Annotated in this window: 24 protein-coding genes; 15 read left to right on the top strand and 9 right to left on the bottom strand. The window is 65.4% G+C overall.

Features of this window, described 5'->3' with window-relative positions:
* Window positions 1–6: 6 nt before the first annotated feature.
* The 4 genes from H7F35_RS09100 to H7F35_RS09085 all read right to left on the bottom strand — a co-directional run bounded on the left by H7F35_RS09100 (window position 7) and on the right by H7F35_RS09085 (window position 4,440).
* Window positions 7–861, bottom strand: coding sequence for a DMT family transporter (locus tag H7F35_RS09100; RefSeq protein ID WP_187112576.1), 855 nt, complete (start codon window positions 859–861; stop codon window positions 7–9).
* 197 nt (window positions 862–1,058) lie between these two features.
* Entirely contained in the window at window positions 1,059–1,748 is a 690-nt protein-coding gene (locus tag H7F35_RS09095; protein ID WP_187112575.1) for an AraC family transcriptional regulator, read from the bottom strand.
* Window positions 1,749–1,796: 48 nt separating this feature from the next.
* Window positions 1,797–2,921 (bottom strand): SLC13 family permease, encoded by a 1,125-nt coding sequence (locus tag H7F35_RS09090; protein ID WP_187112574.1) that lies wholly within the window; start codon window positions 2,919–2,921, stop codon window positions 1,797–1,799.
* Window positions 2,908–4,440, bottom strand: coding sequence for a class I adenylate-forming enzyme family protein (locus H7F35_RS09085; protein ID WP_187114205.1), 1,533 nt, complete (start codon window positions 4,438–4,440; stop codon window positions 2,908–2,910). The genes H7F35_RS09090 and H7F35_RS09085 overlap by 14 nt, the downstream gene beginning before the upstream one ends.
* A gap of 225 nt (window positions 4,441–4,665) precedes the next feature.
* Between H7F35_RS09085 and H7F35_RS09080 the strand changes: the two genes are divergently transcribed.
* Window positions 4,666–4,908, top strand: a complete 243-nt coding sequence (locus H7F35_RS09080; protein WP_187114204.1) for a GlsB/YeaQ/YmgE family stress response membrane protein — start codon at window positions 4,666–4,668, stop codon at window positions 4,906–4,908.
* A gap of 42 nt (window positions 4,909–4,950) precedes the next feature.
* A complete protein-coding gene (locus H7F35_RS09075) occupies window positions 4,951–5,442 on the top strand; it encodes a hypothetical protein (RefSeq protein ID WP_187112573.1) in 492 nt (163 codons plus the stop codon).
* A gap of 12 nt (window positions 5,443–5,454) precedes the next feature.
* Here H7F35_RS09075 and H7F35_RS09070 read toward each other — a convergent pair whose 3' ends face one another.
* From H7F35_RS09070 to H7F35_RS09050, 5 genes are read right to left on the bottom strand one after another with little or no spacing between them, the layout of a single operon-like run.
* The gene (locus tag H7F35_RS09070) at window positions 5,455–6,846 is read right to left on the bottom strand and encodes a hypothetical protein (protein WP_187112572.1); all 1,392 of its coding nucleotides are present in this window, start codon (window positions 6,844–6,846) and stop codon (window positions 5,455–5,457) included.
* Window positions 6,847–6,901: 55 nt separating this feature from the next.
* Complete coding sequence (lipA, locus tag H7F35_RS09065) at window positions 6,902–7,885, bottom strand: lipoyl synthase (RefSeq protein WP_099793436.1); 984 nt, start codon at window positions 7,883–7,885, stop codon at window positions 6,902–6,904.
* 7 nt (window positions 7,886–7,892) lie between these two features.
* On the bottom strand, window positions 7,893–8,594 hold the full coding sequence (lipB, locus tag H7F35_RS09060; protein WP_187112571.1) for a lipoyl(octanoyl) transferase LipB: 702 nt from the start codon (window positions 8,592–8,594) through the stop codon (window positions 7,893–7,895).
* A gap of 7 nt (window positions 8,595–8,601) precedes the next feature.
* Window positions 8,602–8,910, bottom strand: a complete 309-nt coding sequence (locus H7F35_RS09055; protein WP_187112570.1) for a YbeD family protein — start codon at window positions 8,908–8,910, stop codon at window positions 8,602–8,604.
* Window positions 8,907–9,800, bottom strand: coding sequence for a D-amino acid aminotransferase (locus tag H7F35_RS09050; protein WP_187112569.1), 894 nt, complete (start codon window positions 9,798–9,800; stop codon window positions 8,907–8,909). The genes H7F35_RS09055 and H7F35_RS09050 overlap by 4 nt, the downstream gene beginning before the upstream one ends.
* A 158-nt stretch (window positions 9,801–9,958) precedes the next feature.
* Between H7F35_RS09050 and H7F35_RS09045 the strand changes: the two genes are divergently transcribed.
* The 13 genes from H7F35_RS09045 (at window position 9,959) to H7F35_RS08985 (ending at window position 21,688) form a co-directional block, all read left to right on the top strand.
* On the top strand, window positions 9,959–10,447 hold the full coding sequence (locus tag H7F35_RS09045) for an ATP synthase subunit I (RefSeq protein ID WP_187112568.1): 489 nt from the start codon (window positions 9,959–9,961) through the stop codon (window positions 10,445–10,447).
* A 4-nt stretch (window positions 10,448–10,451) separates the two neighbouring features.
* Window positions 10,452–11,321, top strand: coding sequence for a F0F1 ATP synthase subunit A (gene atpB / locus H7F35_RS09040; RefSeq protein ID WP_187112567.1), 870 nt, complete (start codon window positions 10,452–10,454; stop codon window positions 11,319–11,321).
* A gap of 73 nt (window positions 11,322–11,394) precedes the next feature.
* On the top strand, window positions 11,395–11,658 hold the full coding sequence (gene atpE / locus H7F35_RS09035) for a F0F1 ATP synthase subunit C (protein WP_093443444.1): 264 nt from the start codon (window positions 11,395–11,397) through the stop codon (window positions 11,656–11,658).
* A gap of 77 nt (window positions 11,659–11,735) precedes the next feature.
* Window positions 11,736–12,206 carry a F0F1 ATP synthase subunit B gene (locus H7F35_RS09030; RefSeq protein WP_007830193.1) on the top strand — a complete coding sequence of 157 codons (471 nt, stop codon included), beginning with the start codon at window positions 11,736–11,738 and terminating at the stop codon, window positions 12,204–12,206.
* Between the two features lie 8 nt (window positions 12,207–12,214).
* Window positions 12,215–12,745 carry a F0F1 ATP synthase subunit delta gene (locus H7F35_RS09025; protein ID WP_187112566.1) on the top strand — a complete coding sequence of 177 codons (531 nt, stop codon included), beginning with the start codon at window positions 12,215–12,217 and terminating at the stop codon, window positions 12,743–12,745.
* Between the two features lie 49 nt (window positions 12,746–12,794).
* The gene (atpA, locus tag H7F35_RS09020) at window positions 12,795–14,408 is read left to right on the top strand and encodes a F0F1 ATP synthase subunit alpha (protein WP_187112565.1); all 1,614 of its coding nucleotides are present in this window, start codon (window positions 12,795–12,797) and stop codon (window positions 14,406–14,408) included.
* Window positions 14,409–14,441: 33 nt separating this feature from the next.
* Window positions 14,442–15,317 (top strand): F0F1 ATP synthase subunit gamma, encoded by an 876-nt coding sequence (atpG, locus tag H7F35_RS09015; RefSeq protein ID WP_187112564.1) that lies wholly within the window; start codon window positions 14,442–14,444, stop codon window positions 15,315–15,317.
* An 89-nt stretch (window positions 15,318–15,406) separates the two neighbouring features.
* Window positions 15,407–15,778 (top strand): hypothetical protein, encoded by a 372-nt coding sequence (locus H7F35_RS09010; RefSeq protein ID WP_187112563.1) that lies wholly within the window; start codon window positions 15,407–15,409, stop codon window positions 15,776–15,778.
* Between the two features lie 127 nt (window positions 15,779–15,905).
* Window positions 15,906–17,306, top strand: a complete 1,401-nt coding sequence (gene atpD, locus H7F35_RS09005; RefSeq protein WP_187112562.1) for a F0F1 ATP synthase subunit beta — start codon at window positions 15,906–15,908, stop codon at window positions 17,304–17,306.
* Window positions 17,307–17,327: 21 nt separating this feature from the next.
* Window positions 17,328–17,747, top strand: a complete 420-nt coding sequence (locus H7F35_RS09000; RefSeq protein ID WP_187112561.1) for a F0F1 ATP synthase subunit epsilon — start codon at window positions 17,328–17,330, stop codon at window positions 17,745–17,747.
* A gap of 242 nt (window positions 17,748–17,989) precedes the next feature.
* Window positions 17,990–19,159 (top strand): ROK family protein, encoded by a 1,170-nt coding sequence (locus H7F35_RS08995; protein ID WP_187114203.1) that lies wholly within the window; start codon window positions 17,990–17,992, stop codon window positions 19,157–19,159.
* A complete protein-coding gene (locus H7F35_RS08990; RefSeq protein ID WP_187112560.1) occupies window positions 19,156–20,700 on the top strand; it encodes a sugar ABC transporter ATP-binding protein in 1,545 nt (514 codons plus the stop codon). The genes H7F35_RS08995 and H7F35_RS08990 overlap by 4 nt, the downstream gene beginning before the upstream one ends.
* A complete protein-coding gene (locus tag H7F35_RS08985) occupies window positions 20,657–21,688 on the top strand; it encodes an ABC transporter permease (protein WP_187112559.1) in 1,032 nt (343 codons plus the stop codon). Before H7F35_RS08990 ends, H7F35_RS08985 begins: the two co-directional genes overlap by 44 nt.
* The last annotated feature ends 7 nt before the right edge of the window (window positions 21,689–21,695 follow it).

Below are 21,695 nucleotides of genomic sequence, written 5' to 3'. Positions count from 1 at the left end.
GACGATTCAGCGTGCGCGCGTGCCCATGATTGCGGCCGAGATGATCAGCGCCGCAGCCAGCACGATGGTTCCGGTGAGTGGACGCCCGGTGACCGTGAGCAGCAGCGCGGTCGAGGCCAGCGGCGTGATGTAGCTCAGGATGCCGATCTGCCGCGCGTCGCCGCGCTTGAGCGCCATGTCCCAGACGAAGAAGGCCGCGCCCAGCGGACCGAGGCCGCACAGCGCGACCAGCAGCCAGTCCTTCGCGGACAGCGCGACGGACGGTTCGAGCAGCGCATGGCAGCCCAGTGACAGAACGCCCGAGACCAGCCCGAACAACCCGATGGCTGCAGTCGGGAACGCCGGCACGCGCTGCGTCCACAGCGAATAGCTGGCCCAGATGAAGGCCGAGCCCAGCGCCGGCAGGAAGCCCCAGTACCCGGCCGCCGTGTCCGACAGCGCCGATACCGCACCGCCGCGCGCGCCCAGGATCGCGATGGCAGCGCCCGCGAACCCGAGCAGCGCCGCCACCACATGCAGCGGCCGCAGCGACATGCCCGGCAGCAGCACGGGCGCCAGCACCACCATCAACAGCGGCCACAGGTAGTTGACCAGGTTGGCCTCGACCGGCGGTGCATGACGCAGCGCAATGAACAGCAGGAAGTGAAAGCCGAACAGCCCGTAGATGCCCAGCGCCAGCGTGCGCGGCGGCACCTTCCACGCGGAGTGATCGCCCAGCACCAGTGGCCAGCTCGGCACGCTGCCGATGACCAGCGCAAGCCCGGTCAACAGGAACGGCGGCAGGTGCGAGAGCACGGTGCCGAGCGAGGCGAGCGTGGCCCAGAGCGCGATGGCGAGCAGGGCATAGAACGTGGACGGCATGACGGGCGAGGCTACGGGATGCGGTCGTCGCGCAACGCCGGTTCGTCGTCGCGTACCGACGGTCTCGGTCTTGCTCCCTCTCCCCCCGGGGGAAGGCTGGGATGGGGGCAGGCCCTCGATCAGGCGCCGCGTTTCGGTGGATGCCGTCGTCCCCCACCCCAACCCTCCCCCGGGGGGAGAGGGAGAAAAGCGGGATCTCAGCGGCGCAGCGCGGCGGTGAGTGCAGAAGGCGAGCGATAACCCGTGCGGCGCGCCGTCTCGGCCGCGCCCATGCCTTCCAGCCGCAGCTCGCGCGCATGCGCCAGCCGCAGCGTGCGCAGCCAGTGCATCGCGCCCAGGCCTTGTTCGTCGCGGCAGCGCTGCGCGAACTGGCTGGGGCTCAGGCAGGCGACGTCGGCCAGGTCGGCGACGGTCAGCGGTTCGTGCCATCGCGCACGGGCCCATGCCGCGAGCGCCGGCCAGTCGATGCGACGGCGGCGTGCATCGGAAGGCCGCGGCGTGGGGTTCCAGGCTTCGAGCAACAACGCAGGGCCGTGCTGCAACGCCAGCGCGGAATGCGCCGGCTGCTGCATGCACTGCGCAAGATAGCGCGCCAACGCATGCAGTTGCGGCGCGTGGTCCGGCGCCCGCTCGACGCAGCGGGCCCACAGCGGATGCGGCGTGTCGAGCACCAGGCACACGCTGCCATCGCCGCGCGCCTCGAAGTCGTGCCGGTCGCCGGGCGCAACCACCTGTGCCTGGCCGGCACCGATGCCGGTGCCACGGCCTTCTACCTCAATCTCCAGCACACCGTCGAGCCCGATCAATACCTGGAAATGATCGTGCGCATGGCTGCCGCGCGAACGGCTGTAGTCGCGCAGCGAAAGGGTGTGGGCGGGCGTGTGCATGGCAAGTCGCGTGGACAGGGCCGATTGTCTTCCCGCGCTACCCGCCTGTCACCCCAGCCGCAGCAGCAGCGCCGAGGCCGCGCACACCAGCAGGAACGGGATGCTGATGCGATGGAACTCGCGCAGGCCGTTCGGCAGCTTCGCGAGCCGCAAGGCGATCAGGTTGGCCAGCGAGCCCAGCACGCAGCCGAAGCCGCCCACACTCACGCCGGCCGCGAGCGCGGGCAGGTCGTGCACGTAGCGGTCCAGCAGGATCGCCGCCGGCACGTTGCTGATGAACTGCGAAGTGACGATGGCCGCAAGGTACGCGCGCCAGCCCTCGGCAATGGGCCATTGCCCCAGCAGCGCGGCAATGGCGGGCAGCTCGGCCAGTTGCCGCAGGTCCACGAACATCAGCGCGATGATGGCGAGCAGCGCCCAGTCGATGCCGCGCAGCACGCGCGGGTACGACACCAGGAACACGCCGAACACCACGCCCAGGCCGGCCAGTAGCCAATGCCGGTCGAGCGCGATCACGAAGCCGACGAACAGCACGCCCGCCAGCGCCAGCAGGCGCGGCTGCACAGGTGCGGGCTCGGTCTCGGCCTTGAGCGCGATGGGCGTGCGCGGCACCAGCAGCCAGGTCGCAACGAAGAGCCAGAACAGCATGATGGCCACGGTCGGCCCCATCATTCCCATGAAGGCGAAGAAGCCTTCGCCTGAGCGGTGCCACAGGTAAAGGTTCTGCGGATTGCCGATCGGCGTGAGCGCCGATCCTGCGTTGACGGCCAGCGCCTGCAGCACCACGAGCCGTGCGAGCGGCAGGTGCGCCTGGCTGGCCAGCACGCGCGTCAGCGGCACCAGCAGGAACAGGCTCACGTCGTTGGTCACCAGCGCGGAGAGCAGCGCTGCGCTGGCGGTGAGCAGCAACGCCAGGCTGCGCTGGTTGGTGGTGCGCGCAAGCAGGCGCTGCGCGGTGGCCTGCAGCATGCCGCTCTTTTCCACGCCCTGCGTGATGGCGAGCAGCCCCGCGAGCGCGCCCACGGTCTGCCAGTCGACCAGCTTCAGCCAGTCCATCGGCGCGCGCGGGCGCAGGAAGGCGAACAGGACCGCGACCGCGACCAGCACCCACAGCAGGCCGTTGCCACCACCGCCCTGTTCAGCGGGCGGTGCTGAAGTCTCAGCGGCCGACAAGGTCGCGCAACTCGCGCTTGAGCACCTTGCCGATCGCGCTGCGTGGCAGCTCGTCGATGAAGCCAAGGCGCGCCAGCCGCTGCGTCTTGCCGAGCTGGGCGTTGGTCCATTGCAGCAGTGCGTCTTCGGTGGTGCCGTCGCCTTCGCGGCGCACCACGAAGGCCACCGGCGTCTCGCCCCATTGCTCGGACGGCACGCCGACCACGGCCACGTCGGCCACGGCCGCATGGCCGCGCAGCACGGCTTCGAGGTCGCTCGGGTAGATGTTGAAGCCGCCGCTGATGATCATGTCCTTCTTGCGATCGAACAGCGTGAGGAAGCCGTCGGCATCGAAGCGGCCCACGTCGCCGGTGCGGATGAAGCGCTTGCCGGTGGCGTCGAACCATTCGGCCTCGCGCGTCTTCTCGGGCTGGCGGTGGTAGCCGGTCATCATGCCGCCCGAGTGGCCCACGACCTCGCCGGCCACTTCGGTGTTGTTGCGCGGGAGTTCGTTGCCGTCTTCGTCGATCAGGCGAATGTCGCTGCCCTCGGCGGCCTGGCCCACGGTGTGCAGCTTGGTCGGGTGCAGGTGCGCTTCAAGGATGCAGGTGCCGCCGCCTTCGGTCATGCCGTAGAACTCGATCAGCCCGCCGGGCCAGCGCTTGAGCACGTCGGCCTTGAGCGCGGCGTTGAAGGGCGCGCTGGTGCTGAACTTGAAGCGGTACGACGAGAGGTCGTGCGCGTCGAAGGCCGGGTGCGCCATCAGGCGCTGGTACTGCACCGGCACGAGCATGGTGTGCGTCACGCGGCGCTGCTCGGCCAGCTTGAGGTAGCCGGCCGCATCGAACTTGGACATCAGCAGCACGCAGCCGCCGAAGGCGATGGTGGGGAAGAACACCACCAGCGTGGTGTTGGAGTACAGCGGCGTGGACAGCAGCGTGACGGTGTCGGGGCGGTACTCGTACTTGGCGCCGCGCTGCACGTGGGCCCAGCGCATGCCGTGGCCCTGCACGATGCCCTTGGGCTCGCCGGTGGTGCCCGACGAATAGATGATGTTGAAGGCCCACGAGGGCTGGACTTCGACCGCCGTTGGTTGCGCGCCAAGCGGTGCGAGCCACGCGTCGAGGCCGCGCCCTGCCGAGGAGCCGTCGAGCGCCACGCGCGGGATGCCGCCTTCTTTTGCGGGGCCGACCACGTCGGCGGCCGATGCATCGGTGAACAGGATGCGCGCATCGGCATCCTCGATCATGCGGGCCAGGCTCGAAGGCGTGGAGCCGGGGGCCAGCGGTGCCACCGCAACGCCCGCACGCAGCGCGCCCAGGAACACCGCCGCGTAGTTCACCGACGATGCCGCGCAGATCGCGATGGCGTCGCCGGCCTTGAGCCCGTCGCGCTGCAGGCTGGCCGCGACGCGGTCCATCAGGGCATCGAGCGCGCGATAGTCCAGGGCGTGTGTCGTGTCCGCGAGCGCCGGGCGCTCGGGCGTGTGCTGGGCGTGGAGGCGAACCAGGTCGGCGATGGCGCCGAAGGGGCGCTCCATCGCCGCTTGAATGGCGGGGTGCGTTTGCAAAATCAATCCTTCCTTTTGACCAACCGGCAGGATAGCGAACAACCCGGTGGCCGCCAGCACTTTGGCGACCACGGCGGGGCAGGGGCGTCGTCAGTTGGCGTTCAGGAAGGCCGGTCCACGATTCCGACGCGCCGGTACATGGCGCGGCGCCGGAGAACCCTTCGGCGCACATTCTTGAAAGACAGGGAGTTTGCTGTGCACATCATCTGGACGATTCTGATCGGCTTCATCGCGGGGCTTCTGGCCCGTGCCGTCTTGCCGGGCAACAACTCGATGGGCTTCATCCTGACCGTGGTGCTCGGCATTGCCGGCTCGCTGGTTGCGACCTATGCTGGCCAGGCGCTGGGGCTTTACGCCGCCGGCGGGGGCGCCGGCTTCATTGCCTCGGTGATCGGCGCCGCCGTGCTGCTCGGGGTGTGGCACCTCGTGACCAAATAACCCGGGCCGGGCCACTTCGACACACACGCAAGGAGCTTCAACATGGGTCTACTCGACATCCTCCAGCAGGCCATCGGCGGCAACAACGCCGATGCCCACATCGACCAGGTCACGCAGCACGCTTCCACCGATGAAATCGGTGCGGGGCTCGCCGCCGCCATGCGGTCCGACCAGACACCGCCGTTCGGCGACACGGTCGGCAAGCTCTTCGGCCAGTCTTCGCCCACGCAGCAGGCGGGCGTGCTCAACCAGATCCTGGCCACGCTCGGGCCGGCCGCCGCATCGGGGCTGGCGGGCGGCGTACTCGGACGCATGCTGCAGCCGGGGCAGACGCAGGTCACACCCGACCAGGCGTCGCAGCTGTCGCCCGCGCAGGTGACCGAAATTGCCGCGCATGCCGAAGAGCAGCATGCGGGCGTGATCGACGAGGTGAGCCAGTTCTATGCCCAGCACTCGGGGCTGATCAAGACGCTGGGCGGCGCGGCCATTGCCATCGCGCTGGCGAAGATGAAGGAGAACGCCACCCGCGGGTGACGTGACGCGGGCTCAGGGCGCGATGTCCTTGCGGGCGTCGCGTTCCAGGCTCTGCAGGTTCCAGAAATGCATGGACGCCGCGCGTTGCGGCGTGTGCTGCGTGGGGAAGTGCACGAAGTGGCTGCTGTCGGCGCTCGCGTAGATCGCCGGCGCGTCGAGCGACAGCGTGTCCACCACCTGCGCCTCGGTGATCAGGCCGCGGGCCCTGAAGGCGTTCGCGAAGTAGGTCTGGTCGCCGCCGTTGGCGTGGACCGACGAGCGATCGGGCGCGGCTTCGATCTGCTGGCAGACGTCTTCCACCAGCGCGTGCATTTCGGGCGTGTTGCGCACGCCGACAACGCTCGAATTCATGTTCCATGCCGTGTGGTCGTTGGCCACCAGCGCCTGGCGGCCCGCGACCAGCGGCTCCATGGGGCGGGACTGGTCGAGCACCAGGATGTCGGCATCGACCCAGAACAGGAACTCATGCGCCGCGAGGTGGTGGCGCATGAGGTGCGGCTTGGCCCATGAACCGGTCAGCTCGCCGGCGAAATCGGGCACCTTGCGGTAGAGGTGGTAGCCGTAGCCGTGCCGAAGGCAATAGCGTGCAAAGCTCTCTTCGTGGATGCGGCCGTAGCTTGCGATGTTCGCGGTGTAGATGCTGACGAAGGCGATGCGGGCATCGGGGTTCAGGTGCAGTTCGTCTTGCGGCGCAAGACCAGCCTCGGACAGCACAAGAAAGGGCGGCCGCTCGCCGTGCGCCAGTGCCGCGGCTTCCTCGACCAGGTTCTGCACACCCCTGAAGTCGTAATCGGCCGGAGGCATCCAGCGGCCTTCGATGCGCCGCCACGCGGGCGCGTCGTTGGCCACCAGCGGCCGCACCGTATGGATCGACTCGTAGTAGCTGCCCCCGGGCCAGTTGGCCTGCACGTTCGGGTAGAGCCCGTTGGGCAGGGGAATGCTGCAGGGCCGGGGCGTGAAAAGAGACGCGACCAGCGCGTTCTCGGGCTGCTCGCTGTCTTCCAGGATGTGCATCGTCCAATGGGAGAACCGATCGACGAGCTGTCGCATCTGCTCGCGCATTGCCGGTGTGTTGCGCAGCAGCAGCATGCTCGTGTTGCAAAGCGTGTTGTCGCCAGCCTGCGCGCAGGCCAGCGAGTCCATGCCGTCGAAGCCGGGTTCCAGCGGATGCGGCCAGTAGACGACCGCGAACTGGTCGAGCACCAGCAGCAGGTCGCCTTCCTCGGTCTGCGCGAGGTGGTGGTAGATCGCGTGATAGCGGTGGAAGACCGGCTGGCGCGGGCCCCACACGTGGGTGCTGTCGACCACATGGTGCGTGTAGCCATGCTGGCGTGCATAGGCTGCGTGGTTCTCGACCAGGCCCTTCACGGGCTTTGTTGCGAGCGTTGTCAGGACGGTGGGCATCTGTTTCTTCCCCCGGATGAAAAAAGGCCCTCGATGGGGCCTTTCTTCGATGCGGTCAGACGCCGGCGGCGTGTGCCTGCTGGTCGGCGTGGTAGCTGGAACGCACCATCGCGCCCACGGCCGCATGGCTGAAGCCCATCTTGTAGGCCTCTTCCTCGAACATCTTGAAAGTGTCCGGGTGCACATAGCGGCGCACCGGCAGGTGCGAGCCCGACGGCGACAGGTACTGGCCGATGGTCAGCATGTCGATGTCGTGCGCGCGCATGTCGCGCATGACCTGCAGGATCTCTTCGTCGGTTTCGCCCAGGCCGACCATGATGCCGCTCTTGGTCGGCACCTTCGGGTGCAGCGCCTTGAACTTCTTGAGCAGGTTCAGGCTGAACTGGTAGTCGCTGCCGGGGCGCGCTTCCTTGTAGAGGCGCGGCGCGGTTTCGAGGTTGTGGTTCATCACGTCCGGCGGTGCGGCCTTGAGGATCTCCAGCGCGCGGTCGTCGCGGCCGCGGAAGTCGGGCACGAGGATCTCGATCTGCGTCATCGGCGAAAGCTCGCGGATGTTGGTGATGCAGTCGACAAAGTGCTGGCTGCCACCGTCGCGCAGGTCGTCGCGGTCGACGCTGGTGATCACCACGTACTTCAGGCGCAGCTTGGCGATGGTCTTGGCAAGGTTGAGCGGCTCGTCCTTGTCGAGCGGGTCGGGGCGGCCGTGGCCCACGTCGCAGAACGGGCAGCGGCGCGTGCACTTGTCGCCCATGATCATGAAGGTGGCCGTGCCGTTGCCGAAGCATTCGCCGATGTTCGGGCAGGAGGCTTCTTCGCAGACCGTGTGCAGGTTGCTTTCGCGCAGGATCTGCTTGATCTCGTAGAAGCGCGTGGTCGGGCTGCCGGCCTTGACGCGGATCCATTCGGGCTTCTTGAGCACTTCGCCGGTCTGAACAACCTTGACGGGGATGCGCGAGAGCTTGGCCGCGGCCTTCTGCTTGGCCAGCGGGTTGTAATTTTCGGCGCTCTGGGCGTCGCGGACGACTTCGGTGGTGCTCATTGGATTGCTAGGGCGCCAGGTAGGTGGTGAGCTTTTGGCTCAGAACCCGGGCAGCTTCTTCCCATGTGGTTTGGATGCCGATTGTAGAAAGGTCAACCGTCTGCAGCCCCGCGTAGCCACAAGGGTTGATGCGCGAGAAGGGTTCGAGGTCCATGCCGACATTGAGTGCCACGCCGTGGTAAGTGGCATGGCGGCTCACCTTGATGCCCAGCGCCGCGATCTTGCCGAGGCCGCGAAACGGGTCGCCCTCGGGCAGCGGGCCGGTGAGGGCGGCGTGCGAGAACGGGTCGTCCAGCCGCACGTAGATGCCCGGCGCGTTCGCCACGCGGTGGCCGGTCACGCCGAAGTAGGCCAGCGTGCGCAGCACCGATTCCTCGATACGGTAGACGTATTCCTTGACGTAGTAGCCCGCGCGCCGCAGGTCGATCAGCGGATAGGCCACCACCTGGCCGGGGCCGTGGAAGGTGACCTGGCCGCCGCGATCGGTTTGCACGACCGGGATGTCGCCGGGGGCGAGGATGTGGTCCTGCTTGCCGGCGATGCCTTGCGTGAACACCGGGGCGTGCTCGCAAACCCATAGCGCATCGGGCGTGTCGGGCGTGCGTTCCAGCGTGAACTGCTTCATCGCCGCGAAGGTTTCGGCGTAGTCGACGCGGCCCAGCCATTGCAGCGCAATGGCGGTGTTCAGCGGGTGATCTGTCGCGGGCATCCAGGGGTCAGAGAACGACCTTGACCGACGGGTGCGACGACAGCGCGCGATAGAGGTCGTCGAGCTGTTCGCGGCTGGTGGCCGTGACGGTGATCGTCACGCCCAGGTAGTTGCCGGCCTTGCTGTCGCGCAGCTCGACGGTGGTGGCGTCGAAGGCCGGATCGAACTGCTCGGCGATCTGCGTGATGGCGTGCACGAGTCCTTCGGTCTTCGCGCCCATGACCTTGATCGGGAACTGCGACGGGTACTCGATCAGCGACTCCTTGCGCGGGTCGGGGATCGGGGCGGTTTCGGTGGTGGTCGTGTCGTCGGTCATGCCGGAGCTCCTTGCTTCTGTGCGTTGCGTTGCTTGGCCTGCTGGTAGGCCGCATACAAGCTGTCGTAGATGGGGCCGGGATGGCCGTTGCCAATGGTCTTGCCGTCGAGCGTCACGACGGGCAGCACTTCCTTGGTGGCCGAGGAGATCAGCAGCTCGTCGGCGGCGAACACTTCCTCGCGCGAAACGCGCCGCAGCGCGAAGGGAATGCCGCGTTCTTCGCACAGGCGCTCCAGCAGGCCGTAGCGGATGCCGGTCAGCACGAGGTTGTCTTTCGGTGGGCCGATGAGGATGCCGTCCTTCACGATCCACACATTGCTCGACGAGGCCTCGCTGAGCCACTCGTCGCGGAACATGATCGTTTCGGTGGCGCCGGCTTCCACGCTGATCTGTCGTGCGAGCACGGCGCCCAGCAGGCTGGTGCTCTTGATGTGGGCCTTCTGCCAACGGAAGTCGGCCGCGGTCACGCAGGCCACGCCCTTGGCGCGGACCGCATCGGCGATGGGCGGCAGCGGGTTGACCATCACGAACACCGTGGGCTGCAGGCCGCGGACCATCGAGTGGTCGCGTGGTGCGACGCCACGGGTAATCTGAAAGTAGACGGACTGGGGTTCGTCGCCAGCTGGCGCGGTCAAGCGCATCACGATTTCGCGCCATTGCGCGAGCGAAAGCGGGTTGGTGATCTGCAGCTCTGCGAGCGAGCGATCGAGGCGGGCCATGTGCTCCTCGAAGCAGAAGGGCTGGCCGCCATAGACGGGGACGACTTCATAGATGCCGTCGCCGAAAATGAAGCCCCGGTCGAGCACGCTGATCCTGGCGTCGCGCAAGGCGGTGTATTCGCCGTCGAGGTAACAAAGCGTGGCGGGAAGGGCGTCGGTGATAGGGTGCATGAAGGAATTATGGTTGCGAGTGCCGGGTCGGGCTCGCGTCAGGGAATGCGGCGACTGATTTGCATGCGCGACACGTCAGGTGTCGGGATGGCTTGGGTTTTTACTTATAATCAATGGCTTTGTAGCAATTCTGGGTCGTCATCCGGGCTTCATTCAAAATGAAAACAATCGCCCGACAAGAAGACACGGAGGTCACTGAAGACCTCGACGCAGAATTCAAGCCGTTGACCGCCGATGAGGCGCGTGAACTGCGTGCGAAGAATCCCTCGGTCTCCCCATGGCGGGTGGTCGCGGGTCAGTTGGTTGTCGGTCTGGTGGTGGCTTTGGCTGCCTGGGGACTGACGGGGAGGCAAAATCTGGGTTGGTCCGCCGCTTACGGTGCGATCGCGGTGGTCATTCCATCGGCGGTGTTCGCACGCGGGTTGACCGGTCGGTTTTCTTCCCTGAATCCGGGTACTGCGGTGTTCGGCTTCTTCCTCTGGGAAATGGTCAAGATGGCCTTGTCCGTAGCGATGCTTGTCGCTGCGCCAAGGCTGATAACGGCGCTGAGCTGGCCTGCAATGCTGGTCGGCTTGGTGGTGACAATGAAGGCGGCCTGGTTGGCGGTGATGCTCACGCCCAGGCGCCGGAAACATAAAGACGAGTAACGGAATGGCTGCTGAAAACGCTGCGGAAAAAGGTCAGACCGCTGGTGAATACATCGTTCACCACTTGACGCATCTGCAAAGCTCCAAGCCTGCAGGTGTGGCCGATCTTTCGGTCTTCAACTTCGATTCGCTCTTTTTCTCCATCGCTCTGGGTATCCTGGGCTGCTGGTTGCTCTGGCTTGCTGCACGCAAGGCGACTTCGGGTGTTCCCGGGCGCTTTCAGGCGGCCGTCGAACTGCTGGTCGAAATGGTCGACCAGCAAGCCAAGGGCATCGTGCACAACGCCACGAGCCGCAAGTTCGTTGCACCGCTGGCCCTGACCATCTTCGTGTGGATCTTCCTGCTGAACGCAATGGACCTGTTCCCGGTCGATTTGTTCCCGGCGATCTGGGCCAAGATCTTCCACATTGCCGGCGAAGACCCGCACCACGCCTATCTGCGCGTCGTGCCCACCGCCGACCTCTCGGTGACGATGGGCATGTCGGTCGCCGTGCTGCTGATCTGCATCTACTACAACATCAAGATCAAGGGCGCAGGCGGCTGGATTCACGAGCTGTTCACCGCACCCTTCGGCAACCACTGGGCGCTGTACCCGTTCAACTTCGCCATGCAAATGATCGAGTTCGTCGCCAAGACGGTCTCGCACGGCATGCGGCTGTTCGGCAACATGTACGCCGGCGAACTGATCTTCCTGCTGATCGCCTTGATGGGCGGTGCCTTCACGCTGTCGGCCACCGGCATCTTCCTGGCGCTCGGCCACATCATTGCGGGCACGGCCTGGGCCATCTTCCACATCCTGATCATCACGCTGCAAGCCTTCGTGTTCATGATGCTGACGCTGGTCTACATCGGCCAGGCCCACGAGCACCACTGATCACGCACGCTGATCATCCAGTTTCGTTTTTGTTTTTTGTTTTCTCTTCAACCAAAGTCCTCTAGGAGTCATCATGGAAGTTATTAGCTTTGTTGCACTGGCCGCCGGCCTGATCATCGGTCTGGGCGCTGTGGGCGCATGTATCGGCATCGGCATCATGGGCAGCAAGTACCTCGAGTCGGCCGCACGTCAGCCTGAACTCATGGGCGAACTTCAAACCAAGATGTTCCTGCTGGCTGGCCTGATCGATGCTGCTTTCATTATCGGCACTGGTATCGCACTGTGGTTCGCAACGGCCAACCCGTTCCTGGCCCAGATCGCTCTCCTGCCGAAGTAAGTCTTTCTCGTCGGACCCGTGTCGTCGTTCCCGTCTGCGGAATGGCTTCGCATTCAATCCCAAAGAGAGGGTGAAAAGTGAGCATTACCGGTACCCTGATCGTTCAGATGATCGTGTTCCTGATCCTGGTCGGGTTCACGATGAAGTTCGTGTGGCCGCCGATCGCGAAGGCGCTGGACGACCGCGCTGCGAAGATCGCCGAAGGCCTCGCCGCCGCCGACAAGGCCAAGTCCGAGCTGTCCGCCGCCAACAAGCGTGTGGAAGCCGAACTCGGCCAGGCACGCAACGAGTCCGCACAACGTCTTGCCGACGCCGAACGTCGCGCCCAGGCCATCGTTGAAGAGGCCAAGGCCCGCGCGACCGAAGAAGGCAACAAGATCGTTGCAGCTGCTCGTGTCGAAGCCGACCAGCAGGCACTGAAGGCCCGTGAAGCCCTGCGCGAGCAGGTCGCCGCACTGGCCGTCAAGGGCGCAGAGCAGATTCTGCGCAAGGAAGTGAATGCAGGCGTCCACGCCGATTTGCTCGCCCGTCTGCAGACCGAACTCTGATAGAAGCCATGGCAGAACTCGCCACCATTGCACGCCCCTACGCCGAAGCGCTGTTCAAGGCGTCGTCGTCCGACGTCGCCGGAACCAGCGTCTGGCTCGAAAAGGTTGCCGCCATCGCAGCCAACCCGGAGCTCCAGCAGTTCGCCGACAACCCCAAGGCCACGGCCGAACAGGTTCTTGGCGTGGTCGCCGGTGCATTCGGTGCGCCGCTGGCTGCTCATGCCCAGAACTTCCTGGGTGCGCTGCTCGAGAACGGGCGTTTTTCGGTGCTACCGGAAATTGCGAAGCAGTTCCGGGCACTGGCCAACGCGAAGAGCGGCTCGTCCGACGCGGTGGTCTACAGCGCCTTCCCGATCGATGCCGCGGCCTTGGCCAATGTGGCAGCCGCGCTCGAAAAGCGTTTCGGTCGCAAGCTCCAGGTCACGGTCCAGCAAGAGCCGGAACTGATCGGTGGCATTCGCGTGGTGGTCGGCGACGAGGTGCTCGACACCTCCGTCAAAGCGCGCCTTGAACAAATGAAAGTTGCGCTGGCGGCCTGATCGGTTTCCAGCCCTCTACTTGTAGCCTCAAAGAAAGAAGGAAAGAGTCATGCAACTCAATCCCGCAGAAATTTCCGAACTGATCAAGAGCCGCATTGAGGGCCTTGGGGTCAGCGCCAACATCCGCAACGAGGGCACCGTGGTTTCGGTGACCGACGGCATCGTGCGCGTGCACGGCCTGTCCGACGCGATGCAGGGCGAAATGCTTGAATTCCCGCCGAGCGCTGACGGCACGCCGTCGTTCGGCCTGGCGCTGAACCTCGAGCGCGACTCGGTCGGCGCCGTGATTCTGGGCGAGTACGAGCACATCTCCGAAGGCGACACCGTCAAGTGCACGGGCCGCATTCTGGAAGTGCCGGTCGGCCCCGAACTCATCGGCCGCGTGGTGAATGCTCTGGGCCAGCCGATCGACGGCAAGGGTCCGATCAACGCCAAGATGACCGACGTGATCGAAAAGGTCGCTCCCGGCGTGATCGCACGGAAGTCCGTCGACCAGCCGATGCAGACCGGCCTGAAGTCCGTCGACTCGATGGTGCCCGTCGGCCGTGGCCAGCGCGAGCTGATCATCGGTGACCGCCAGACCGGCAAGACGGCTGTGGCGATCGACGCGATCATCAACCAGAAGGGTCAGAACATGACCTGCGTCTACGTTGCGATCGGCCAGAAGGCTTCGTCGATCAAGAACGTGGTGCGCTCTCTCGAACAAGCCGGCGCGATGGACTACACCATCGTGGTGGCGGCATCGGCTTCCGAATCGGCGGCCATGCAATACGTGTCGGCCTACTCGGGCTGCACGATGGGCGAATACTTCCGCGACCGCGGCCAGGACGCACTGATCGTCTATGACGACCTGTCCAAGCAAGCCGTGGCCTACCGCCAGGTCTCGCTGCTGCTGCGCCGCCCGCCAGGCCGCGAAGCCTACCCCGGCGACGTGTTCTATCTCCACAGCCGTCTGCTCGAACGCGCAGCCCGCGTGAACGCCGACTACGTGGAAGCCTTCACCAAGGGTGAAGTCAAGGGCAAGACCGGTTCGCTGACCGCACTGCCGATCATCGAAACGCAAGCCGGCGACGTGTCTGCTTTCGTTCCGACCAACGTGATCTCGATCACCGACGGCCAGATCTTCCTGGAAACCAACCTGTTCAACGCCGGCATCCGTCCCGCCATCAACGCCGGTATCTCGGTGTCGCGCGTGGGCTCGTCGGCTCAGACCAACCTGGTGAAGAACCAGTCCGGCGGTATCCGTACCGACTTGGCCCAGTACCGCGAACTCGCGGCCTTCGCCCAGTTCGCTTCCGACCTGGACGAAGCCACCCGCAAGCAGCTCGACCGCGGCGCCCGCGTGACCGAACTGCTCAAGCAGTCCCAGTACAGCCCGTTGCCCATCTCGCTGATGAGCGCGACGCTGTTCGCGGTGAACAAGGGCTTCATGGACGACATCGAGATCAAGAAGGTTCTCTCGTTCGAACACGGCTTCCACCAGTTCCTCAAGTCGAGCCACGCACCGCTGCTGGCCACGATGGAAAAGAACGGCGCGAAGTGGGATCCGAAGCCCGCCAAGGCCGACGACAGCGACGAGAAGAAGGCTTTCAAGAAGGTCTGCCAGGACGCGGAAGCCGAACTGCTGGCCGCCGCCACTTCGTTCAAGAAGTCGTTCGCCTGATCGACGCCTTGACCGACGCAAGAAGGAGCTCTCATGGCAGCAGGTAAGGAAATCCGCGGCAAGATCAAATCGGTGGAGAACACCAAGAAGATCACCAAGGCCATGGAAATGGTCTCGGTTTCCAAGATGCGCAAGGCGCAGCAACGCATGCGCGCCGCTCGCCCCTACAGCGAAAAGATCCGCAACATCGCGGCCAATCTTGGCAAGGCGAACCCGGAGTACACCCACGCGTTCATGAAGACGACCGAGGCCAAGGGCGTCGGTTTCATCGTCGTGACCAGCGACAAGGGCCTGTGCGGCGGCTTGAACACCAACCTGCTGCGTGCCCTCACCGGCAAGCTGCGCGAAGCGCAGGCTGCGGGCAACGTGGTCGAGTCGGTCGCCATCGGCAGCAAGGGTCTGGGTTTCCTGAATCGCATCGGCGCCCGCGTGGTGGCCCATGTGACGCATCTGGGCGACACGCCGCATCTCGACAAGCTCATCGGGCCTGTCAAGACGCTGCTCGACGCCTATGCGGAAGGCAAGCTGTCGGCCGTGTACCTGTGCTACACGAAGTTCATCAACACCATCAAGCAAGAGCCGATGGTGGAACAACTGTTGCCGCTGAAGGCCGAGACGCTGCAAGTCGAGGCGGGTCATCACTCGTGGGACTACATCTACGAGCCCGACGCGCAAAGCGTGATCGACGAACTGCTGGTGCGCTACGTGGAATCGCTGGTGTATCAGGCCGTGGCTGAAAACATGGCCTCCGAGCACTCCGCGCGCATGGTGGCCATGAAGGCCGCCACCGACAACGCGGGCAACGTGATCGACGAACTGAAGCTGGTCTACAACAAGACCCGCCAGGCCGGCATCACGAAGGAATTGTCGGAAATCGTGTCCGGCGCGGCCGCGGCCGCAGGCGTCTGATTGAGGCAATGCAACGGGCCACATTGCTGATCGGGTGCGCTCTGCGCGCCCGATAACCCAAGGCCTTCTTTTTAGGGGACTCTGCGCAAATGAAAAAAATTCTTGCTCTGGTGGCGATCGCTGCCGCTCTGACTGCTTGTTCCAAGAAGGAAGAGGCGCCCGCGCCTGCACCGGCTCCTGCCGCAACGGCGCCCGCCCCTGCACCCGCAGCAGCTCCGGCGCCTGCAGCAGCCCCGACGGCATCGGCCGCCGACCTGCCGCAAGAGTGCAACGACTACCTGGCCAAGGTCACGGCCTGCGTGTCTGCGCAAAGCGGTGCAGCCGCCGACGCAATGAAATCGGGTCTCGATCAGACCAAGGCCGCCTGGGCTTCGATGGGCACCGACAAGGCTGCTCTGGGCCAAGCCTGCAAGGCGGCTTCGGACGCCTTCGCCGCGCAAGCCACGGCCATGAAGTGCTGATCTGAACTGAACCATCCAAGGGTGCCGGCCCGTTCGGCATTCTTGCAAAAGCGGCCCGTACTGGCACCAGGACGCTTCTGCAAGAACCTGTCGCAATTATTTAGAGATCCATCCAGAAGGAAACGTCATGGCTGAAGGAAAAATTGTCCAATGTATCGGCGCCGTGGTCGACGTGGAGTTCCCGCGTGACCAGATGCCGAAGATTTACGACGCACTGAAGTTCGAAGGCAGCGCGCTGACCCTCGAAGTCCAGCAGCAGCTCGGCGACGGCGTGGTGCGCACGATTGCACTCGGTTCGTCCGACGGCCTGCGCCGCGGCATCATCGTCAAGAACACCGGCGCACCCATCACTGTGCCTGTCGGCAAGGCCACGCTCGGCCGCATCATGGACGTGCTGGGTTCGCCCATCGACGAACGCGGCCCGGTCAGCCAGGAGCTCACCGCTTCGATCCACCGCAAGGCTCCCGCGTACGACGAACTGTCGCCTTCGCAAGACCTGCTGGAAACCGGCATCAAGGTGATCGACCTGGTGTGCCCGTTCGCCAAGGGCGGCAAGGTGGGCCTGTTCGGCGGCGCCGGCGTGGGCAAGACCGTGAACATGATGGAACTCATCAACAACATCGCCAAGGCTCACTCGGGTCTGTCGGTGTTCGCCGGTGTGGGTGAACGTACCCGCGAAGGCAACGACTTCTATCACGAGATGGCCGACTCCGGCGTCGTGAACCTCGAGAAGCTCGAAGAGTCGAAGGTCGCCATGGTCTACGGTCAGATGAACGAACCCCCGGGCAACCGTCTGCGCGTGGCGCTGACCGGCCTGACCATTGCCGAGTCGTTCCGCGACGAAGGCCGTGACGTGCTGTTCTTCGTGGACAACATCTACCGCTACACGCTGGCCGGTACCGAAGTGTCGGCGCTGCTGGGCCGCATGCCTTCCGCCGTGGGCTACCAGCCCACGCTGGCCGAAGAAATGGGCCGCCTGCAAGAGCGGATCACGTCGACCAAGGTCGGCTCGATCACCTCGATCCAGGCCGTGTACGTGCCAGCGGATGACTTGACCGACCCGTCGCCCGCCACCACCTTCGCCCACTTGGACTCGACCGTGGTGCTGTCGCGCGACATCGCTTCGCAAGGCATCTACCCCGCCGTGGACCCGCTGGACTCGACCTCGCGCCAGCTCGACCCGAACGTGGTCGGCGAAGAGCACTACAACGTGGCCCGCGCCGTGCAAGGCACGCTGCAGCGCTACAAGGAACTGCGCGACATCATCGCGATTCTGGGCATGGACGAACTGGCTCCCGACGACAAGCTCGCCGTGGCCCGCGCCCGCAAGATCCAGCGTTTCCTGTCGCAGCCGTTCCACGTGGCCGAAGTGTTCACGGGTTCGCCTGGCAAGTACGTGCCGCTGGCTGAAACCATCCGCGGTTTCAAGATGATCGTGAACGGCGAAGCCGACCACCTGCCGGAACAAGCGTTCTACATGGTGGGCGGCATCGACGAAGCGTTCGAAAAAGCCAAGAAGGCCGCTTAAGGCGACCACATAGGAACTCAGATGGCAAACACCATTCACGTCGACGTGGTCAGCGCGGAAGAGTCGATCTTCTCGGGCGAAGCCAGGTTCGTCGCGCTGCCCGGTGAAGCCGGTGAGCTCGGCATCTATCCGCGTCACACCCCGCTGATCACGCGCATCCGTCCCGGTGCCGTGCGCATCGAAACGGCCGATGGCGGCGAAGAATTCGTCTTCGTGGCCGGCGGCATTCTCGAGGTGCAGCCCAATTCCGTCACCGTGCTGTCCGACACCGCGATCCGCGGCAAGGACCTCGACGACGAAAAGGCCAACCAGGCCAAGGCTGCCGCCGAAGAAGCGCTGAAGAACGCGAAGAGCGACATCGACATCGCGATGGCGCAATCCGAGCTGGCCGTGATGGCTGCCCAAATCGCGGCGCTGCGCAAGTACCGCCAGAAGAAGTAAGAGCCAGCCCAGGCTCTCTTTTCCAAAAAGCCGCCTCCGGGCGGCTTTTTTGCGTCTGGCCCTCAACCCGGCCGATGTCATCCATCTTCGATCTGAATATGGTCGAAGTTCAGCCTTGTCCGGCTGAAGCCCTGCCCCTAGTATTCGCCTTCGCCCAAGACCGAAGGCCTTGGGCGGTGACAAAGACAAGAACACCGGAGACAAAACGCGTGGCACCCTGGAGCGGCATCACGACCGATGAAATGCGGTTGCTGGAAACGACCTTCTGGTCGGCCGGCGGCTCGCGCCATGCCATGGCCGAACAGCTCGGCTTTTCCAAGAGCAAGGCCAACGGCCTGATCGCCGGCCTCGTCGAACAGGGCCTGCTGGCCGAGGCCGGCCTGCAGCGCTCCTCGGGCGGGCGTCGCGCCGAAAACCTCCAGCTCCATGCCGGCCTCGGCGTGCTCGTCGGCATCGACATCGGTGCCACCAGCCTCGACGTCGCGGTGCTGCGCCCCGACCTCACCGTGCTCGCACAACACGACGAACCCGCCGACGTGCGCGAAGGCCCCACCGTCGTGCTGGCGCGGGTGCGCATCCTCATGCGCGAGCTGCTGGCCCGCTGCGGCTGCAGTGCCAAGGACGTTCTGGGCATCGGCATCGGCGTGCCCGGTCCCGTCAACTTCGGAATCGGCCAGCTCGTGAACCCGCCGCTGATGCCGGCCTGGGACGGCTTCTCGATCCGCGACTACCTGCGCGAGGACTACGCAGCGCCCGTCTTCGTCGACAACGACGTGAACCTTATGGCGCTGGGCGAGCTTTGGCGCCTGAAGCGTTCGCTCAACAATTTCCTTGTCATCAAGATCGGTACGGGCATCGGCTGCGGCATCGTCTGCCACGGCGAGGTGTACCGGGGCGCCGCGGGTTCGGCCGGCGACGTGGGCCACATCTGCGTCGACCAGGAAGGCCCGCGCTGCCATTGCGGCAACCTCGGTTGCGTCGAAGCGATGGCGGCCGGCCCCGCGATCACGCGCATGGCGGTGCAGGCGGCCGAGGCTGGCGAAAGCGCCGCACTGGCCGAATGCCTGCGCGTGCACGGTCGCATCGACGCGATCGACGTCGGCCAGGCCAGCCGCGGCGGCGACACGGCGGCCAACGGCATCATCCAGCGCGCGGGCAGCCTCATCGGGCAGATGCTCGCATCGGTGGTGAACTTCTTCAATCCGTCGCATGTGTTCATCGGCGGCGGCATCACGCGCATCGGGCCGCTGTTCCTCGCAGCCGTGCGCCAGAGCGTGTACCAGCGCTCGCTCGCGCTGTCGACGCGGCACCTCGAAATCCAGTACACGCCGCTGGGCATGCAGGGCGGCCTTGTCGGCGCCGGCGTGCTCGCGATGCACGAAACCCTCAAGGTTCGCGGAGTGGCGCCATGAGTGCGGACAACAACACCAAGGGCAGCGTCGCTGTCGAATTCGACGCGGTGGTGAAGGCCTTCGGCCCGGTGCAGGTGCTGCACGGCGTGAGCTTCGCGCTTGCGCCCGGCCGCGTGTACGGCCTGCTTGGCGAGAACGGCGCGGGCAAGTCCACGCTCATGAAGATCCTCGCCGGCTACGAAGCGCTCACCGGCGGCACGTTGCGCATCAATGGCCAGCCACAGCAGTTCGCAAGTTCACGTGACGCGGAAGCGCTAGGCATCGTGCTGATCCACCAGGAGTTCAACCTCGCCGAAGACTTGAGCGTGGCGCAGAACATCTTCCTCGGCCACGAAAAGAAGAAGGGCTGGCTGCTCGACGACGCCTCGATGGAGCGCGAGGCTGCCGCTGCACTCGCGGCCGTCGGCCTGCAGGTCGACCCGCGCACCAAGGTGCGAAAGCTCATCGTCGCCGAGAAGCAGCTCGTCGAGATCGCAAAGGCCATCGCACGCCGTGCGCGTTTGCTCATCATGGACGAGCCCACCGCGACGCTCACGCCCGGCGAGACCGAGCGCCTGTTCAAGCTCATCGCGCAGCTGCGCGCCGATGGCGTGACCATCGTCTACATCTCGCACAAGCTCGACGAAGTGGAGCAGGTGACCGACGAAGTGATCGTGATGCGCGACGGCCGCTTCGTCGCCCGCGCGCCCACGCCCGACGTCACGCGCCAGCAGATGGCGAACCTCATGGTGGGCCGCGAACTGGCCGACCTCTATCCGCCGCGCGATGTGGTGGTTGCGGCCGATGCACCCGCGATGCGCGTGCGCAACTTCAGCGTGCCCGGCTGGGCGCAGGACGCGAGCTTCGAGGTGCGCCCCGGCGAAATCCTCGGCTTTGCGGGCCTCGTCGGCGCGGGTCGCACCGAACTCTTCGAGGGCCTGCTCGGCCTGCGCCCCGCGAGTGGCAGCGTCGAGATGCTCGGCAAGCCCGTGCCGAATGGCAAAGGCTGGCGCAGCCCGCGCGATGCAGCCAAGCACGGCCTCACCTATCTCAGCGAAGACCGCAAGGGCAAAGGCCTGCACGTCAACTTCGGCCTGCGCCAGAACCTCACGCTGATGGCGCTCGAACGCTACGCACAGCCTTGGCTCAAGCCCGAGGCCGAACGCGGCGCACTGGTCGAGGCGGTGAAGGACTACGGCATTCGCACCGGCTCGCTCGACGTCAAGGCCTCGTCGCTGTCGGGTGGCAACCAGCAGAAGCTCGCGCTCGCCAAGGTGCTGCAACCGCAGCCGAAGGTGGTGGTGCTCGACGAGCCCACGCGCGGCGTCGACGTGGGCGCCAAGCGCGACATCTATTTCCTGATCCAGCGACTCGCCCGCGAAGGGCTCGCAGTGATCGTCGTCTCGTCCGAGCTGATGGAGCTGATCGGCCTGTGCCACCGCGTCGCGGTGATGCGCGCCGGCAAGCTCGTCGCCACGCTCGATGCGGACCATCTCACAGAAGAGGAGCTTATCGCTCATGCCACCGGAACAGCAGACACCCCCGCCGCAACAGCAGCCTGAAGCCGCTGCCCACCGCAGCGAAGCCAAGCCGCGCTGGATCGAGCGCCTGCACGGCCTCGGCCCGGTCATCGGCCTCGTGCTGCTGTGCATTGCCGGCACGCTGCTCAACAGCGACTTCGCAACCGTCGACAACGCGATGAACGTGCTCACGCGCACGGCCTTCATCGGCATCATCGCGGTGGGCATGTGCTTCGTGATCATCTCGGGTGGCATCGATCTGTCGGTGGGGTCGATGGCCGCGCTCATTGCGGGCAGCGTGATCATGTTCATCAACTGGGCTGGCCCTGCTTCGGGCTCGCCGCTGCTGGCGGTGGTGATGGGCGCGGTGCTGGCCATCGTGCTCGGCGCAGTGTTCGGGCTGGCGCACGGCCTGCTCATTACCAAGGGCCGCATCGAGCCCTTCATCGTGACGTTGGGCACGCTCGGCATCTTTCGCGCCTACCTCACGTACTTCGCCGATGGCGGCGCGCTCACGCTCGACAACGACCTGTCGGACCTCTATGCGCCGGTGTACTACGCAAGCCTTGCGGGCATTCCGGTGCCGGTGTGGGTGTTCGTGATCGTCGCGATCATCGGCGGCGTCATATTGAACCGCACGGCCTACGGGCGCTATGTGCAGGCCATCGGCTCCAACGAGCAGGTGGCGCGCTATGCGGCCGTGGACGTCGACCGCGTGAAGATCATGACCTACGTGCTGCTCGGCGTGTGCGTGGGCATTGCCACGCTGCTGTACGTGCCGCGCCTGGGCTCTGCATCGCCGACCACCGGCCTGCTGTGGGAGCTGGAAGCCATTGCGGCCGTGATCGTCGGCGGCACCGCGCTCAAGGGCGGCGCGGGCAGCATCACCGGCACCGTGGTGGGCGCGATCCTGCTCTCGGTCATCAGCAACATCCTGAACCTCACCAGCATCATCAGCGTGTACCTGAATGCTGCGGTGCAGGGCTTCGTGATCATCATCGTCGCGTTCCTTCAGCGCGGCAGGCGCTAGCCAGTTT

Origin of the sequence: Variovorax sp. PAMC26660, from assembly GCF_014302995.1 — a bacterium.
In the GTDB taxonomy this organism is placed as follows: domain Bacteria; phylum Pseudomonadota; class Gammaproteobacteria; order Burkholderiales; family Burkholderiaceae_C; genus Variovorax.
This window is presented reverse-complemented; position numbering and strand designations above follow the sequence as displayed.